Below are 17,586 nucleotides of genomic sequence, written 5' to 3'. Positions count from 1 at the left end.
TATCTGCTGTATGACCAGCAATTATTTCTTTTCTGTCGATCTCTGCAAGACCTCATCTACCATTCCGTAGTTTTTGGCTTCCTCAGAAGTCATCCAATAATCCCTGTCAGAAGATTTCTCAACCCACTCGTATGTCTGCCCGGAATGATGGGCGATGATATCGTATAATTCCTGCTTCAGTTTCAGCATTTCTCTCAGGTTGATTTCCATATCGGAAGCCACACCCTGCGCTCCTCCGGAAGGCTGGTGGATCATTACCCTTGAGTGCTTTAATGCAGAACGCTTACCTTTTTCACCCGCCACCAGAAGAACGGCTCCCATGGAAGCTGCCATTCCGGTACAGATGGTAGCGACATCAGGTTTGATGATCTGCATCGTATCATAAATACCCAATCCTGCATATACGCTTCCTCCGGGAGAATTGATGTAGATCTGAATATCTTTGGAAGGATCTGCGCTTTCCAGGAACAACAGCTGTGCAGTGACAATATTGGCTACCTGGTCATCGATTCCGGTTCCCAGGAAGATGATCCTGTCCATCATCAGACGTGAAAAAACGTCCATCTGGGCAACATTTAACCTTCTTTCTTCCATAATGTACGGCGTAAGGTTGGTAGGACCATACATTCCCATATACTGATCGGTAGCCAGACCGCTGTTTCCTAAGTGCTTTACAGAGAAATCTCTGAATTCTTTGTTAATGTCCATATTTGTATTGTATGTATTAAATCTTTTTCGGAAAGTAAATTACAACTTTTGTTCCTAAAATTTTATAGGACTTTTTGTCACAGGGGACCAGCCGATCTTTTCGATGATCTGCTTGGAGAATTCATGCAGCATCATGATCTTCTTTATACAGTCAAAATAGGTATCCTGATCGCCATCCCTGCAGTCTTCCAGGCTGGCCGTCAGTTTCCGGATCATAAAATGAATGTAGTAATATTTGTGGATCAGGATATTGGCTTCTACCTCTGAGGCAACATGGTCGCCGAGCTTGGGCGGGAAAATATTACGGGTGGTCCAGTCGCTTAATTCATCCGGAGTGATGAGTGCATCCGCCACCTTCAGCGTAATATCTTCGTCCATCAGGGTGATAAAAAAATTCCCGGAACGGAGTTCATCCTGTTCTATGCCTTCGCGGATGTTGTCAATAATCTTTTTATTGGTTTCGATCTGGAATTCATACTGCTCCTCTTCAAAATGGTGGAGGATTTCCTCAATCACTGTGACTTCGTAAGGTTCCTGCTTCTCATTCTGGCGTTGAAGGACCATATCACCGAACATCAGCATCGTGTCAATCAGTTTATTTTCCTGATGATGGATGTTGAACTGTACGGAATCCGTTTCTGCCACTGGCTTATCCGGAACCACTTCCAGCTTTACCGCTTTCTGGGCTTCTTTCTGCTGGTGGACGTGCTGGTGCTGGTTCTGCGTAATCTGCTTCTGCACATCCAGCTCATTGAACAGGCTCTGTTCAGACAATCCGAACTTCGTGGATACTTCCTTCAGGTAGACTTCCTTTTTAAGCGCATTCTGCACAAAAGAAACCGATTTCACGATATTCCGGATGGCTTCGGCTTTTTTGATCGGGTCATTACCGGCTTCTTTTAAGAGAATCTCAGCTTTGAAGTCTATAAAGTCCGTAGCTTCATTTTCAATGAATTGTTCCACATATTCCTGCGGATGCTTTCTTGAAAAAGAATCCGGGTCGTCTCCTTCCGGAAACAGCAGGACACGGATGTTCATCCCTTCCGTCAGCAGCATATCAATGCTCCTGAAACTGGCTTTGATCCCGGCATTGTCCCCGTCAAAAAGAATGGTAACATTTTCCGTGAGCCTTTTGATCAGCTTGATCTGCTCAGTGGTAAGGGAAGTTCCCGAACTGGCCACTACATTTTCAATCCCCGAAAGGTGCAGGGAAATCACATCCATATACCCTTCCACCAACAGGCAGACATTTTTCCTGGAAATTGCCTGTTTGCCCTGGTTAAGGCCGTACAGCACATTGGATTTATGGTAAATCTCGGTTTCAGGAGAGTTGAGGTATTTGGCTGTTTTGACGTTGTTCTTTAAAATACGCGCCCCGAATCCCAATACCCTGCCCGAAAAACTGTGGATAGGGAAAATAACCCTTTCACGGAAACGGTCCACTCCTGCCGGCGTATTCTCCGGAAAGATGGAAAGTCCTGATTTTTCCAGGATTTCTTTGGAATATCCCTTTTCCAGCGCATATTCCGTGAAAGCATTCCGCTGTTCAGGTGAATATCCCAACTGGAATTTTTTAATGATCGCATCACTCAGTTCCCGTTCCCTGAAATAAGACAGCCCGATGCTTTTACCTTCTTCGGAATCCCACAGGATCTCCTGGAAATAGCTGTTCGCTACCTCATGAATCTTATACAGCTGGTCTTTTTCCGTCTGGGCATGCCTGGCTTCTTCAGAAAACTCCTGCTGGTCTTCCTCAATTTCGATTCCGTATTTTTTGGCAGCATGGCGAAGGGCTTCCGGATAGGTGAAATTTTCAATTTCCATCAGGAAAGAAATGGCAGTTCCTCCTTTTCCGGTAGAGAAATCCTTCCAGATCTGCTTGCTTGGTGACACCACAAAGCTCGGGGTCTTTTCATCATGAAACGGGCTGAGCCCTTTATAGTTGGCTCCGGCACGCTTCAGCTGAACATATTCCCCGACAATCTCTTCTACGCGGATCGTTGAAAAAATTTTGTCTATACTCTGCTTGGAAATCATGCTGTAAAAATAAGTATTTTTATAACCTTTCCAATATCGGAAACAGAGAATAAAAAGAGAACATCCTGTAAGTTGCTTGCACTCATCCGTTTTCCTGAAAACTTTTTTACTCTGCCATGTACCTCCTGATTTCAGCATCCGGAAATAAATTCAATTCCGGTTTCATCAAATAATCTGCACCCTGAGTTTCACTATCAGAGTACTGACATAAGCGGTTCCTATTTTTTAACATCAGAAAATGTTTTTATTCATTAATTTTACAGACTTAAAATATAAACCATGGTATTTAATATAACTACCTATGATGAATGGCAGGATGTAACAGAAGCCATCCTTCCGCAGCTAAAACATAATATAGTCTTGCTGAAAGGCAACCTCGGTGCCGGAAAAACCACTTTTACCCAGTTCCTGCTGAAGAAGTTGGGTACAGGAGATGAAGTGAACTCTCCCACCTATTCTATTGTCAATGAATATAATACTCCGAAAGGCAAAGTTTTCCATTTCGACCTATACCGGCTGAAAAGCATTGAAGAAGTCTATGATATCGGTATGGAAGAATACCTGGACAACGGCTACCTCTGCATCATAGAATGGCCGGAGGTATACGAAGAAGACCTTGACGGGCTGGATTACCATACGATGACCATAGAAAATACCGGGGACAGCAGAGAAATTTTATTCGAGTAAATATTATGTATCTTTGCTGCATGAAAGTAATGTATAATTAAGATCTGTAATACATAATTTATTTTAAGAATGAGTACTACGAATATTTTTACTCCTTTTACTGAAGAAGAATTAATGCCTAAAGAGGAAAAGCTGGAAGTCATCAAAAAAGGAAGGCAGTTCAGCATCGGAATTCCCAAAGAGACCAGCCTTCATGAAAGAAGGACCTGCATTACCCCGGACGCCGTACAGGTTCTCGTAGAACACGGCCATGAAATCATTATTGAAGCCGGAGCAGGGGAAGGCTCATTTTTTACAGATCTGCAATACTCCGAATCGGGTGCAAGGATCACTCAGGATCCTAAAGAAGCATTCGGCCAGGACCTGGTTTTAAAAATCAATCCTCCTACAGAAGACGAAATAGACTTCATGCGCCCGAATACCTATCTGGTTTCAGCGCTTCAGATCAATCTCCGGGATAAAAGCTATTTCCTGAAACTTGCGGAGAAAAAAATCAATGCCATTGCTTTTGAATTTATTGTTGACGAATACAAACAGCTTGCCCTGGTAAGGCTGGTAGGTGAAATCGCAGGTACCGTTTCTATCCTCTATGCTTCGGAACTGCTGGCTTTGTCCAACGGACTGATGCTCGGCGGGCTTACCGGAGTACGACCTGCGGAGGTGGTGATCCTCGGTGCCGGAATCGTAGGGGAATTCGCCACCAAAGCTTCCATCGGACTTGGCGCAAGCGTAAGGGTTTTCGATAATTCATTATCCAAGCTCAGAAGGCTCCATACGATTGTAGACAGCAGGGTTCCTACCTCTATCATAGATCCTAAGGAACTTAAAAAAGCATTACGCCGCGCAGATGTGGTTATCGGTGCCCTTCCGAGGCTTAACATGACTCCCATCGTCACCGAAGACATGGTGATGAGCATGAAGAAAGGAAGTGTCATCATAGATATTACCATCGATAACGGAAAGGTGATTGAAACTTCTGAGCTGACGAATATGGAGAATCCTTACATCATCAAACACGGCGTCATCCATTGCGGACTTCCTAACCTTACTTCAAGGATGCCGAGAACGACCACAAAAGCCATTTCCAACTTCTTCCTTTCCTATATCCTCAACTACGACGAAGAGGGCGGCTTCGAAAACATGCTTGTCCGCAAAAATGAAATGAAACAGAGCCTGTACATGTACAAAGGAAGGCATACCAAAAAAGTAATCTGTGACCGTTTCGGACTTACCTACCACGATATCAATCTTTTAATTTTCTGATGAAAAAACTGAAATTCTATGCCATAGGCCTGGTTCCCGGATGCCTCATTGTCCTGTTTATCCTGAACAAGAAAGGGGCGAGCTGCAGCGGCTATCTTCCTAACAGCCGTGTGATTGCAGAAACGCTATCCAAGGAATTCAGGTATTCCGATGGATTCTCTGAAGAGATGAAGTCGTATGGTGTAACCGAAAAATTCCTGAAAGACAGCATCATCACGCAAGGAAAAGTTGATTTTGACAGGAGCCATGCGCAGAACAAGCCTTGCCCTGATTACCTGCTCTCCTATCCCGAGAAAAGTCCGGTGTACGAAATTACTTTTGACAAATGTGCGGAAACCGCAACCATGAAATCGCTGAAAAAGATCAGATAGGCCGGATCAGCTTTTGACCCTAACTCTATGGACGGCAACTACTACATGATTCAAGACTACCTGATTTTTATCGGAGTTTTTGCCATTTTCCTGCTTGCAAGCATCAGCATTTATCTCTTTTCGTGGAATAAAAGGTATAAGAAGCTCAATAAAAAGCTATCGGAGACCAATAAAATTATTGAGCAGCGCCTGAATGAAGTGCAGCTGGAGCACATAGGCACCAAGCTGAACCCGCATTTATTTAAGAACATCCTTAATTCCGTGCAGTCCCATGCCTACCAGACCTATATGTCGCTGGATAAGCTGGCGAATGTCCTCGATTATATTCTCTATGAAAGCAATACCCGCTTTGTCAGCCCGAAAGAGGAACTGAATTTTGCGCTTAGCCTTATTGAAATCAACAAAATCAAGATCAATCCGCTCTTCGATTTCAGGATAAAATTCAATGTGAATAAGTCTGATCCGATGTATGAGGAAAAGGTTTTTGCCCCCCTGATTTCGGTGGATCTCATAGAAAATGCTTTTAAGCATACCGACTTTTTAGCGCAGGACTGCTTTATTGCAGTTCAGATTGAGCTTGAAAACAGGGTTTTCAGCATGAATGTCAGCAATAAAGCTTCAGAAAAAAACACCTTGGAAAAAGAAAGGAGCGGTTTCGGGAGCCAGTCACTGGATCAGAGGCTGAAAATGATCTACAACAATTATTACCACCTTAGCCGAAGTTCAAAAAACGGTATCTTCACTGCCGAATTAACCATAAATTTAGGAGAATTTTATGATCAGATGCGCTATTCTTGATGATGAGCTGCTGGCCATCAGTTATCTGAAACTTTTATGCGAACAGATTGAGGATGTAGAAGTGATAAAAGCCTTCAATGATCCTAGAGCCTTCCTGAACGAAGTAAATACCCTGGGATGCAATGTCTGCATCCTGGACATCGAAATGCCGGGAATGAACGGCCTTCAGGTAGCAGAGCTGATTTCAGGTTTTGTGAAGATCATCTTCACCACGGCCTACAAAGAATATGCAGCGGAAGCTTTTGACCTGAATGTAGTAGACTATGTCCGGAAACCAATCAAGAAAGAACGGCTGGTCCAGGCTTTCGATAAGGCGAGAGACCTCATCAGCCAGTCCCAGAAAAAAGACTTTATAGAATGGAATACCAACATCGGCAAAACCATCATTTTCACAGACCAGATCGCCTACATCAAAACTTCGGAAATCGATAGCCGGGATAAAGATATTACGCTTCACGACGGAACTGTGATCGTACTTAAAAACCTGAGTTTTAAAAATCTCCTGGACATCCTTCCACCCAAAGATTTTGCCCAGGTCAACAAAAAGGAAATCATTGCACGGTCTTCCGTTAAAGTATTTTCCACCAACGAAATCATCACTTCGATTCCAGCAGAAAACGGTCATTTCCTCAAATTACAGATAGGGGAAACCTATAAAAATGCCCTGCTGGAGATGTTTGGAAAATAAGTAATTCCGTTCGTGATCATGGCTTTTCGGATATAAACTGTATAATTTTGCTGATCTTATCTGCATTAAACCTCAGAAGTATACAGGTTCATTACAGAAACAGGGATTTTCATTACAGCTGCGACTTTTTTAAGGCATCCTGCCTGTATTTTTGCCGGAATGAAACCATCCTATGTAATGAAGAAACTTTTGTGTACCGCAACCGTTCTGATTTCCGGCCTCTGCTTCTGCCAGAGCACGGAGACTGAAATAAAAGCAGCTTTTTTTGACGGAACCATTGTGGCCGGATATGCAGATCATGGCGCTTTCATTAATTGTACAGGGCCGAACATCAGCCTGAAAAATAAAAGCTTTAAGCTGATGCTTGGAATGCTTCCTTCCCTGAGGATTAAAGAAGACCGTGCTGAAGGAACCAGAAACAGTCTCATCATGCCTGCACTGGGCGCAGGAATGACTGCTGTGTATAAAAGGCTGGCCGTGCAACTCCCGGTATATTACAATGCCAAAACACCTTCGCAGAATGGCTCCTGGAAAGCCGGGATCGGGCTGGGGTATTCTTTCAGGTAGTTTTCATTACATAATTTGCGGCATTGGTTACATTTTGAAAAATTCAATAGCCATCATTTTAATATTCTTTAGAAATTTACACTTTAAAAATTAAGGAACTATGAGTCTGGGAAAATATAAGAACATTATCTTCTACATCAGCACCATTGTATTTTTTTCGTGCCTGATGTACTGGTTTTTCATAGAAGGGAAAACCCTGGAGATCGGTGAGAATATCGCAGTTCCCAAAACCACGGGCTCAACTATGTGGGAGAACTTCACCGATTCTTTTCTGACGAATCTCCACCATCCTCTGGCGCTTCTTTTAGCCCAGATCGTCACCATCATCCTGGTGGCGAAACTTTTCGGATGGATCTGCGTAAAGCTGAAACAGCCTTCCGTTATCGGGGAAATGATTGCAGGTATTGTGTTGGGCCCTTCCCTCTTCGGGTTGTATTTCCCGGAACTATCCGCATTTATTTTCCCGAAGGAATCATTGCCAAACCTGCAGTTCCTGAGCCAGATCGGCTTAATACTCTTCATGTATATCGTAGGGATGGAGCTGGACCTGGGCGTTCTCAGGAAAAAGGCTCATGATGCTGTGGTCATCAGCCATGCGAGTATCATCTTCCCTTTTGCGTTGGGTGTAGGGCTTTCGTATTTTATTTATCAGGAATTTGCTCCGGACGGCATACAGTTCAGTTCATTTGCGCTCTTTATTGCCATTGCGATGAGTATTACTGCATTTCCGGTCCTGGCCAGGATCGTCCAGGAACGGAACCTTCATAAAACAAAAATCGGGACTGTGGTGATTACCTGTGCTGCAGCGGATGATATTACGGCGTGGTGTATCCTTGCTGCGGTTATTGCTGTGGTAAAAGCGGGGTCTTTTTCAGGATCAGTGTTTGTCATACTCATGGCTATCCTGTATGTTTTCATTATGATCAAAGCGGTGCGGCCGTTCCTCCAGAGGATCGTTGAGACCCAGAAAGGAAAAGGCTTTATCAGCAAGGCTCTGGTAGCGGTATTTTTCCTGATCCTTATTATATCGTCTTATGCAACGGAAGTCATCGGTATCCATGCATTGTTCGGGGCCTTTATGGCCGGGGCCATCATGCCGGAAAATGTAAAATTCAGGAACCTTTTTATAGAAAAAGTAGAAGACGTAGCCCTGGTTTTACTCCTTCCACTATTCTTTGTATTCACCGGATTAAGAACACAGATCGGGCTGCTGAATGATCCCCACCTCTGGAAAATAGGCGGCTTCATTATCCTGACGGCTGTAACCGGTAAATTTGTAGGCAGTGCACTTACGGCAAAATTCCTCAGACTCAGCTGGAAAGACAGCCTTACCATCGGCGCACTGATGAACACGAGAGGACTGACAGAGCTCATTGTACTCAATATCGGATATGACTTAGGCGTATTAGGACCGGAACTGTTCGCCATGCTGGTGATTATGGCCCTGTTCACCACATTTATGACCGGGCCGAGCCTGGACCTGATCAATTACCTGTTCAAAGGAAAGACTTCCATGACCGAAGAAGAGGATCATGGAAATGATAATACAAAGTACAGGGTGCTGCTGTCATTTGAAACGGCAAAATCCGGCAGTACTTTATTGAAACTGGCTGATCACCTCACCCGTAAAATGAATGGGAATAAAAGCATTACCGCGATGAATATTGCTCCGGTTGACGAACTGCATGCATTTGAGATAGATGAGTTTGAGAAGGAACAGTTCAGGTCAGTGGTCGAAACTTCGCAGGACCTGAACCTCGAGATCACGACCCTGTTTAAAGCGTCCACCGATATGGAAAGCGACCTTACCGGAATCTCCAATAAAGGGAATTATGACCTGCTCCTGATTATGCTGGGGAAATCCATGTACGAAGGAAGCTTATTGGGCCGGCTGCTCGGTTTTACGACCAAAATCATCAATCCTGAAAAGCTGCTCAATACCGTAAAAGGAAAGGGAAATATTTTCAATACCTCTCCTTTTGATGACTTTACGCTGCAGATCCTCGACAAAACCAATATTCCTGTAGGAGTGCTGGTTGAAAGAAATTTCAGTTCTGCCGACCGGGTTTTTATCCCGATGTTCAAACTGAGTGATTTTTACCTTCTGGAATATGCCAAAAGGCTGATCAACAATAACAATTCACAGATTATCATCCTGGATGTTACCGGACAGATCCGAAACAATATTGAGGTCAAGGAGCTTATCCGGAGCATTGAACAGGTAGCCCCGAACCACATCACCCTGTATAACGAGAAGAAGATTGAAAAGGAATTCCTGCAATCACAGGACCTTATGCTGGTCAGCAGCAAAAGCTGGAAAAGCCTGATTGATACCAAAAGCCTGTGGCTGTCTGATATTCCGTCAACACTGATTATCTCGAACCCTTAGGAGTCAATGGTGAATCGTCAATTTACTGCGCAGTCAATCTTGTACAGCAAGTCAATTACCGGCAAACACTATTCACCATTGACCCGAAGGAATTCACCATTCACTTTTTTAATTTCAATTAAAAAAAAATTACCTATCTTCGCTCTGTGTTAATCAACAACAGAACATATTATTACGGAATTTTTAGCCTCAGAAAGGGATAAGGATTTCTATATGCATAACTCAGAACCTCGTCCCGGACGGGGTTTTTTATTTTTTAATCAGGATGAAAATAAGTATTATAGGAGTGGGATTAATTGGCGGTTCCATCGCATTAAAACTCAAAAAGAAAGGCATTACCCAAAGGATTCTGGGCATTGATCAGAATGGACAGCATCTGCAGCAGGCTATTGAGCTTGGAATTATAGACGGGGCTGCAGACCTGGAAGATGGCATTAAAAATGCTGACCTCATTATCCTGGCTATTCCCGTGGATGCGGCCCGCAGGCTCCTGCCGGATGTCCTTGATCTCGTTACCGGGCAACAGACGGTGATGGATGCAGGCTCTACCAAAGCAGGCATCGTGCATTCAGTACATGATCATCCTCAGCGTGCGCGGTATGTAGCATTCCACCCGATGTGGGGAACAGAGAACAGCGGTCCAAGAGCTGCAGTTGCAGAAAGTTTCGCCGGAAAAGCCGGGGTCATCTGCAATAAGGAATTATCCGCTCCGGATGCTTTGCAGACCGCTGAAACCATTATAGAAGCCCTTGAAATGCATCCTGTATATATGGATGCGGAAGATCATGATATCCATACGGCTTATATCTCCCATATTTCGCACATCACTTCATACGCTCTGGCCAATACGGTACTTGAAAAAGAGCGGGAAGAAGAAACAATTTTCCAGCTGGCGAGTTCCGGTTTTTCCAGCACAGTACGTCTTGCTAAATCACATCCCGAAATGTGGGTGCCCATTTTTAAGCAGAACAGGGATAATGTTCTGGATGTCCTCAATGAACATATCAGCCAGCTGAGGAAGTTCAAATCGGCGCTTGAAAAAGAAAATTATGATTACCTTGAAGAACTGATAGCCAACGCAAACAAAATCCGGGGAATTCTGGATAAATAAGAGACCCTGTAAAAAGCACCTTAATGACACAAAAAGATCAGTCAGATATCATCAGCAAGTACATCGAGGCATACAATCATTTTGACATTGATGGTATGACAGGCTGCCTTCACGAGGATGTTATTTTCGAAAACATTTCCGAAGGAAAAACAGGATTGAAAACCGAAGGAAAAGAGGCATTCAGAGCTCAGGCTGAGACGGCGGCTACGTATTTCTCTTCCCGCCATCAGGCTGTTGACCACTGGACATTTTCTGGCGAGAGCGTCACCGTTTCCATCACTTATGAAGCTGTATTGGCCACAGATTTTCCTAACGGAATGAAAAAAGGAGCTACCCTCAGCCTCAAAGGAGAGTCTGAGTTTACGTTTTCAGACGGTAAAATCATCAGGATTACAGACCGGAGCTAAAAAGAAGATGGCGGATTAACATTCAGGGACATTCACTGCAATGGCCAGTCCGCCTTCAGAAGTTTCCTTGAAACGGTCGCTCATGGCCTGTGCGGTTTCCCACATGGTCTGGATGACCTCATCAAGGGTTACCCTTGCTTTGGCGGGATCACTTTCCAGCGCAATATTGGCTGCCGTAATCGCCTTGATGGCTCCCATGCTGTTTCTTTCGATGCAAGGAATCTGTACCAGCCCTTTGATAGGATCGCAGGTTAAGCCAAGATGGTGTTCCATAGCGATTTCTGCGGCCATCAGGACCTGTCCTACACTTCCGCCCAGGATTTCGGTAAGACCTGCGGCAGCCATCGCCGAAGACACTCCGACTTCAGCCTGGCATCCGCCCATGGCTGCGGAAATGGTCGCATTTTTCTTGAATAATGTCCCGATCTCTCCCGCTACCAGTAAAAACCGTACAATATCGTCCTCACTGGTGAACGGCGTAAATGCCTGCGCATACATCAAAACAGCAGGAATAACTCCGCTGGCGCCATTGGTTGGCGCTGTAATAATCCTTCCGAAGCTGGCATTTTCCTCATTGACAGCCAATGCAAAACAGGCAATCCATTTGTTGATGTTGGTAAAATTTTCTTCTGCGTCCACCACCAGCCGGAACCACTCATCAATATTTTTATAGACCTTATCTCCCAAAAATTTGCGATTGATTGCGGCTGCCCTCCTGGAAACATTCAGGCCGCCCGGAAGTACCCCTTCTTTATTCACGCCTTTATAGATGCATTCTTTGATCTGCTGCCAGATATACAAGGCTTCTTGGCGCGTTTCTTCCTGGCTTCTCCAGCTTTCCTCATTCATCAGGATAAGGTCTGAGATTTTATCTAGCCCCAACTTCTGACAGTATTTCTGGATGTCCGCAGATTTATGGCACGGATACAACGTACGGACACAGTGCTTTTCGATCGATTTTTTTTCCTGGCTCATGATAAACCCTCCGCCTACAGAGTAGAAATCCTGGATCAGCTCGGTTCCGTCTTCAAAAACCGCCCTGAAGATCATCCCGTTCGGGTGGAATTCAAGGGACTTCTGCATGTTTAATACAAGATGATAGCCGTATACAAAAGGAATTTCTTTCTCACCGCCCAGGTTGAGCACCTGCGTCGTTTTGATCCTGTCAACCTCTTCATCGATTTTTGAGGTATCGATGGTTCTAAAATCTTCCCCGTTCAGGCCGAGCATTCCGGCAATATCGGTTCCGTGTCCGATCCCGGTCTTAGCCAGTGAACCGAAAAATTCAAGGAAAACTTCCTGTACATCCTCAATGGATCTTTCCCTCTTTATAATCCTGATAAAGGCAGCCGCTGCATTCCAGGGGCCCATCGTATGAGAACTGGAAGGCCCGATGCCTACTTTAATAATTTCAAAAACCGATATAGATTCCATATGCGTGATTCACCATTCCTTCCGCAAAGATACATGATAAATTGACATGGAGAAGAGAGAATTTTGCTGCGCAAGTCAATTTACAACCAACATCATTGACCATTCGTCAATCGTCAATCTGCTATGCAATCAATAGTCAATTCCTGCGCTGAAAGTCAATTTACAACCAAAACTATTCACCTTTGACCCGAAGGAATTCACTATTGAACATCGGTCAATCGTCAATTTGCTTCGCAGTCAATTTTGCATGGCAAGTCAATACCGGCAAATACCATTCACCATTGACCCGAAGGAATTCACAATTGACCATCTGTCAATCGTCAATTTTGCGTAGCAAGTCAATTACCGGTAAATACCATTCACCCGAAGGAATTCACCATTAACCATCCGTCAATTGTCAATCTGCTCAGCAGTGAATATTGCGTTGCAAGTCAATTTACAACTAACACTATTGACCCGAAGGAATTCACCATAGACACTCAATAAAGCCGTTCTCCATGCTGGGAAAGGTCGAGGCCATCATTTTCAGACTCTTCCGAAACCCGGAGGTTAATAATTCTGTTGGTTACTTTATACAGGAAAAGTGATCCGAAGAACGCAAAGGCTGAAACCAGGATAAGCGCCATCATGTGATGGGCAAAGACTTCGATTCCGCCATGCAGCAGGCTTGCGTTTTCACCGTGTGCGAAAATCGCTGTCAGAATCATTCCCATAATCCCTCCTACTCCATGACAGGCAAAAACATCCAGGGTATCATCAATTTTTTTCAGGGCTTTCCAGTTGACCATCAGATTGGAAACAATGGCAGAGATAAACCCGATGAATATGCTTTCCGGGATGGAAACAAATCCGCAACCCGGAGTAATCGCAACCAGTCCTACTACTGCACCGATGCAGGCCCCCATAGCTGAAACGCTCCTGCAGTTGATCCGGTCAAACAGGATCCAGGTCATCATCGCAGAGCCTGAGGCAATGGTAGTGGTTCCGAAGGCCATCGCTGCCGTTGCATTGGCACTCAGGGCAGAACCTGCATTGAAGCCGAACCATCCGAACCAGAGCATTCCGGTACCTAAAAGCACATAAGGAACATTGGAAGGCTCATGATGGGGATTTTTCCTGTTTCCCACGACCATGGCTCCCGCCAATGCTGCAAATCCGGCACTCATATGCACTACGGTACCACCTGCAAAATCTTTTACTCTGAAATATTTATTAAGAAGCCCGTCCGGATACCAGACCATATGGCAGAGCGGTGTATAAATGAACAGGCTGAACAGCACCATGAATAAGAGATAGGAAATAAAACGCACCCGTTCTGCGAACGACCCTGTAATCAAAGCAGGAGTAATCACAGCAAATTTCATCTGAAACAGGGCAAAAAGGATAAAAGGAATGGTGGATGCCATCATTTTATGGGGCAGTACTCCTACCCTGCTGAAAAATGGATAGCTGAGCGGATTGCCGATGATCCCGTAATGCTCGCCATTCACGGTGAATCCGAGGGAATCGCCGAAGGAAAGGGAAAAGCCGACCACTACCCATAGAATGGAAATCACTCCCAGCGCAATAAAACTCTGGAGCATGGTGGAGATCACATTTTTCTTGCCGACCATTCCTCCGTAAAAGAAAGAAAGCCCGGGAGTCATCAGAAGGACAAGCCCTGCAGCAGCCAGGATCCAGGCAACATCCGCCCCTACAATCTTATCTTCACTTAAAAACTCTCCCGTATTCGGAAAATCTACGATAGGGCTCCAGAAGAGTCCGCCGATGGCTACCAGGGTGATCATGGAAAAGGAAACAATCCATTTTAATCCTACTTTCATAAAATATGTATTTTACCCCTACAAAATTACATATAAATTTCATGAAAATGTATTTTATTTTAATATACCCCCTTAGTTTTAATCTTAATTTAAAATAAAATCACAATTTTAGAATTTCAGCTAATATTTTTGAAACCTCTTTCGGCCTTGTAGCAGGAAAAAGATGGGTACCTTCTTTAATGATATAATCCGGCCGTGAGTTCTTCAGAGGGAAAACCAGGTCACGGTCTCCCATAATCTGAATAACATCAGGATTCTCTTCTGATTTCCATGCGGCAATCTTCTCCACAGACCATTTCAGGTAGTAAGGATCGCGTACCTGAAAGTACCGGACAAGGTTGGCATTATTGAAATCAAAAAATTTACGCACGGCCGGAAATGCCTGCGCTGCTGCAATATCAAAAAACCGTTCCGGAAAAAACCTGACAACCCCGGTCAACTGGCCGGTCTTTATCAGCCTTGACTTTTCTTTATGGGATTTCAGGCTCCCCAGAATCACTACTTTTTGAGCAGGTTTGATTTTATGGATTTCCTGGACCATGATCCCGCCAAAGGAATACCCGAGAAGAAAAAACGGTTCCGCTCCATTTATCTTTTCAGCCATCCGGCAGACATAATGCTCGAACGGCTCGTTCCGTTCCGGAATGAGCCAGTCAATAAAAACCACTTTCAGATGTTCGGGAAACCTAAGCTTTTCGAGCACTTTGAAGTCCGCGCCCAGCCCGCTTACCACATATATTTTCATAGGACTAAAATAATAAAAAAGGACGGCTTTAAAAAGCCGTCCGTCTCTGATCCTCTCCAGGTTACCGCCGGATTATTTCTTTTTAACAGGAGTCCTGTTTTCGTTGTCCAGCTTTTCTGTGGATATTCTGAACTGGATATCCATTTCGTTTTTAATGAAGTAGTCTTTCAGGGAAGACTGGTAGAATACCTTGAAATCCCTTCTGTTCAGGGAGAACTTCGCAGATTCTATGACTACCGTGAACTGTGTAATATATACATTCGCAGGAAAAGAAATCGTCTTTCTTACTCCTTTGATGGTTACATCACCGTATACTGTTGAATTGAATTCACTATTGGCCAAAGGAATGATCTTCGTGAGATGAAATTTAGCAATCGGGAATTTTTTTACATCGAAGAAATTGGAGCTTTTAAGGTCATTGGTAAGCTTGATCTGATCTTCTTCCGAAACATCACCGGCCATCAGGCTTCTCATATCGATAACGAATTCCCCGTCTACCAGTACCGTTTTATCAAAAGTAAACTTTCCGCTTTTCAGTTTTACCGTTCCGGAATGTGATGAAGCTACAGTCTTAACAACCTTATATCCCCACCACCTGATCTCTGAAGAAGTAACCTTTACAACCTTATCTCCTTTCTTCTGAGCAAAAACAAACGACATGCCGACACACATCATTATAAGCAATAGTAATCTTTTCATTCTTTTTTATTTACAATTCAACAAAAATAAAAAAAAGTGTAGAACTTCTACACTTTTAGCAATCTTTTTTTGATTAAATTATTTAGCAGTTACCTTAACCAGCATATCGATATCATCTTTTACAAAAACATCCTGCATGGTAGATTTGTAGGCTACGTCAAACTTCTGCCTGTCGATGGTGAATTTGTTGGACACCAGGCTCACAACTCCTTTGCTGTAAGAAATTTTAGCCGGGAAAGAAACCGGGTTGGTTTTTCCTTTTACCGTTAAATTTCCTGTAACAAGGCTGTTGTAGATCTTATCGTTATTCTTCTTAACAGAAGTGATCTTGAAAGTAGCGGTAGGATACTTTTCAACTTCAAAGAAATCACCGTTCTTCAGGTGACCATTCAGTTTTCCCTGGTATTCTCCGGAAAGATCAGTGGAATTGATTGAAGTCATATCCAGCACGAAAGTTCCTCCCACCAGCTGGTTTCCTTTCATCACCATGTCTCCTGACTTCACTTTTACCGTACCGTCATGAGAACTCGCCTCAGATTTCGCTACTTTATATCCCCACCAGTGAACATCAGAGGCCACTACTTTTTTTGTCTGTCCGAAAGCCAGTCCGCCGGCTAAAACCGCTAATAAAAATATTTTTTTCATTGTTATAAATTATTTCTTTGCTAATTGCGGTGGCAAAGGTAACCAATGGTTCTGACAGATAGCGTTGATGTACATCAATAAATGAATAATTTTTATCGATCAAGACAAAGAAAAAGCTCCGGGGATCCCGGAGCCGTATGTTTTAATCCTGATAATAAGCGGTGTAGAGTACAACGCCGTTCAGGCTTGTATTATCGCTTTTTACAAGATAAATCGGAATATCCTTCAGCATATGTTCCATCTTATCGCTGATCTTGAATTTTTCATAGAACTTATCCTTATCCAGATACTGACGGATCATCTGAGGAATATCTCCTGAAATGAAGAGGCCTCCTGTAGCCTTAAGCTTTAATGTTAAGTTATTGGCTTCACGGGCCAGGAATTCAAGGAAGGTATCAATGGCAATCTTGCAGATCAGTACTCCTTCCTCAGCAGCTTTGTACAGCTCCTGCACAAAATTACCGTTGGAAAGGCGTTCTCCCAGTCCTTCCGGCTCCGGATGCCTTTTAACATCTCTCAGGAATCGGTAAATATTGAACAGACCGTCTTTTGAAAGCACATTTTCCCAGCTTACAATCCCGTAAATGTTGTTCAGGAACTGGTAAAACTCCACTTCTACATTGGTCCTTGGGGAAAATTCGGAGTGCCCGCCTTCGGTAGCAAACGGACGCAGGTATTTACCGTCGAAGAAATATCCGGCTTCACCCAACCCGTTTCCCGGGGCCAGGATAGCTACGTTTCCTTTTTCAAGATGACCACCGGTGTACACCGCTTCAAGGTCTTCATCACGGAGCAGTGCCATACCATACGCCGATGACTCAAGGTCATTCACAAGCTGTATGTTTTCAAATCCGAAATCCCTGCGGATTTCCTCTACATCAAGATTCCATCCCAGACGTTCCGGGCTGCTCTTTCCGTGGATAACCGGTCCGGGAACCGATATTCCGACACGGTTGATATCAGTCAGGTTATTTTCCTGAATGAATTTCCTCAGGATATCAGAAAAAGAAGCATAGTCATTGGTGGCATAGCTGCTATGCATTTTCATTTCAATTCCTTCATTAACGGACTGAAAATATCCTATGGTACTGATGTCCTCACGAAGGTTTGCTCCGATAATGGAAATATTATTATTACTGCTGTCCTTTACACCCGGTAAATACAACGGAAATTTCGGATTCAAGTTCATAATCACAAATTTTATCAAATATAAC

General features: G+C 43.9%; 17 protein-coding genes. 9 read left to right on the top strand and 8 right to left on the bottom strand.

Going from position 1 to position 17,586, the window contains the following annotated elements:
• Positions 1-21 precede the first annotated feature (21 nt).
• Entirely contained in the window at positions 22-708 is a 687-nt protein-coding gene (clpP, locus tag CGB83_RS18165) for an ATP-dependent Clp endopeptidase proteolytic subunit ClpP (RefSeq protein WP_100077098.1), read from the bottom strand.
• A 54-nt stretch (positions 709-762) separates the two neighbouring features.
• Positions 763-2,745, bottom strand: coding sequence for a DNA primase (gene dnaG, locus CGB83_RS18160; RefSeq protein ID WP_100077656.1), 1,983 nt, complete (start codon positions 2,743-2,745; stop codon positions 763-765).
• A gap of 279 nt (positions 2,746-3,024) precedes the next feature.
• Between dnaG and tsaE the strand changes: the two genes are divergently transcribed.
• From tsaE to CGB83_RS18115, 9 genes are all read left to right on the top strand, one after another.
• Positions 3,025-3,432, top strand: coding sequence for a tRNA (adenosine(37)-N6)-threonylcarbamoyltransferase complex ATPase subunit type 1 TsaE (gene tsaE / locus CGB83_RS18155; RefSeq protein ID WP_100077097.1), 408 nt, complete (start codon positions 3,025-3,027; stop codon positions 3,430-3,432).
• 69 nt (positions 3,433-3,501) lie between these two features.
• On the top strand, positions 3,502-4,695 hold the full coding sequence (locus tag CGB83_RS18150) for an alanine dehydrogenase (RefSeq protein WP_100077096.1): 1,194 nt from the start codon (positions 3,502-3,504) through the stop codon (positions 4,693-4,695).
• Complete coding sequence (locus CGB83_RS18145) at positions 4,695-5,066, top strand: hypothetical protein (protein WP_100077095.1); 372 nt, start codon at positions 4,695-4,697, stop codon at positions 5,064-5,066. Before CGB83_RS18150 ends, CGB83_RS18145 begins: the two co-directional genes overlap by 1 nt.
• A gap of 27 nt (positions 5,067-5,093) precedes the next feature.
• A complete protein-coding gene (locus CGB83_RS18140; RefSeq protein WP_100077094.1) occupies positions 5,094-5,864 on the top strand; it encodes a histidine kinase in 771 nt (256 codons plus the stop codon).
• Entirely contained in the window at positions 5,842-6,552 is a 711-nt protein-coding gene (locus CGB83_RS18135) for a LytR/AlgR family response regulator transcription factor (RefSeq protein WP_100077093.1), read from the top strand. Before CGB83_RS18140 ends, CGB83_RS18135 begins: the two co-directional genes overlap by 23 nt.
• A gap of 177 nt (positions 6,553-6,729) precedes the next feature.
• Positions 6,730-7,119, top strand: coding sequence for a hypothetical protein (locus CGB83_RS18130; protein WP_100077092.1), 390 nt, complete (start codon positions 6,730-6,732; stop codon positions 7,117-7,119).
• A 100-nt stretch (positions 7,120-7,219) separates the two neighbouring features.
• Entirely contained in the window at positions 7,220-9,508 is a 2,289-nt protein-coding gene (locus CGB83_RS18125) for a cation:proton antiporter (protein ID WP_418219565.1), read from the top strand.
• Between the two features lie 265 nt (positions 9,509-9,773).
• Positions 9,774-10,619, top strand: a complete 846-nt coding sequence (locus CGB83_RS18120) for a prephenate dehydrogenase (RefSeq protein ID WP_100077091.1) — start codon at positions 9,774-9,776, stop codon at positions 10,617-10,619.
• A gap of 23 nt (positions 10,620-10,642) precedes the next feature.
• Entirely contained in the window at positions 10,643-11,026 is a 384-nt protein-coding gene (locus CGB83_RS18115; protein ID WP_100077090.1) for a nuclear transport factor 2 family protein, read from the top strand.
• A 15-nt stretch (positions 11,027-11,041) separates the two neighbouring features.
• Here the strand turns inward: CGB83_RS18115 and CGB83_RS18110 are convergent, their stop codons facing one another.
• From CGB83_RS18110 to CGB83_RS18085, 6 genes are all read right to left on the bottom strand, one after another.
• The gene (locus tag CGB83_RS18110; RefSeq protein ID WP_100077089.1) at positions 11,042-12,460 is read right to left on the bottom strand and encodes an L-serine ammonia-lyase; all 1,419 of its coding nucleotides are present in this window, start codon (positions 12,458-12,460) and stop codon (positions 11,042-11,044) included.
• Positions 12,461-12,939: 479 nt separating this feature from the next.
• Positions 12,940-14,283 carry an ammonium transporter gene (locus CGB83_RS18105; RefSeq protein ID WP_100077088.1) on the bottom strand — a complete coding sequence of 448 codons (1,344 nt, stop codon included), beginning with the start codon at positions 14,281-14,283 and terminating at the stop codon, positions 12,940-12,942.
• A gap of 100 nt (positions 14,284-14,383) precedes the next feature.
• Positions 14,384-15,028: an alpha/beta hydrolase gene (locus tag CGB83_RS18100; RefSeq protein WP_100077087.1), complete on the bottom strand. Its 645-nt coding sequence runs from the start codon at positions 15,026-15,028 to the stop codon at positions 14,384-14,386.
• A gap of 72 nt (positions 15,029-15,100) precedes the next feature.
• Complete coding sequence (locus CGB83_RS18095) at positions 15,101-15,727, bottom strand: YceI family protein (protein ID WP_100077086.1); 627 nt, start codon at positions 15,725-15,727, stop codon at positions 15,101-15,103.
• Positions 15,728-15,805: 78 nt separating this feature from the next.
• On the bottom strand, positions 15,806-16,372 hold the full coding sequence (locus CGB83_RS18090; RefSeq protein WP_100077085.1) for a YceI family protein: 567 nt from the start codon (positions 16,370-16,372) through the stop codon (positions 15,806-15,808).
• Positions 16,373-16,514: 142 nt separating this feature from the next.
• Entirely contained in the window at positions 16,515-17,561 is a 1,047-nt protein-coding gene (locus CGB83_RS18085) for a glucokinase (protein ID WP_100077084.1), read from the bottom strand.
• Between the last annotated feature and the right edge of the window lie 25 nt (positions 17,562-17,586).

Source organism: Chryseobacterium camelliae (genome assembly GCF_002770595.1).
Taxonomy (GTDB): domain Bacteria; phylum Bacteroidota; class Bacteroidia; order Flavobacteriales; family Weeksellaceae; genus Chryseobacterium; species Chryseobacterium camelliae.
Note: the sequence above shows the minus strand (reverse complement) of the source record. Positions and strands in the feature narration are given on the sequence as shown.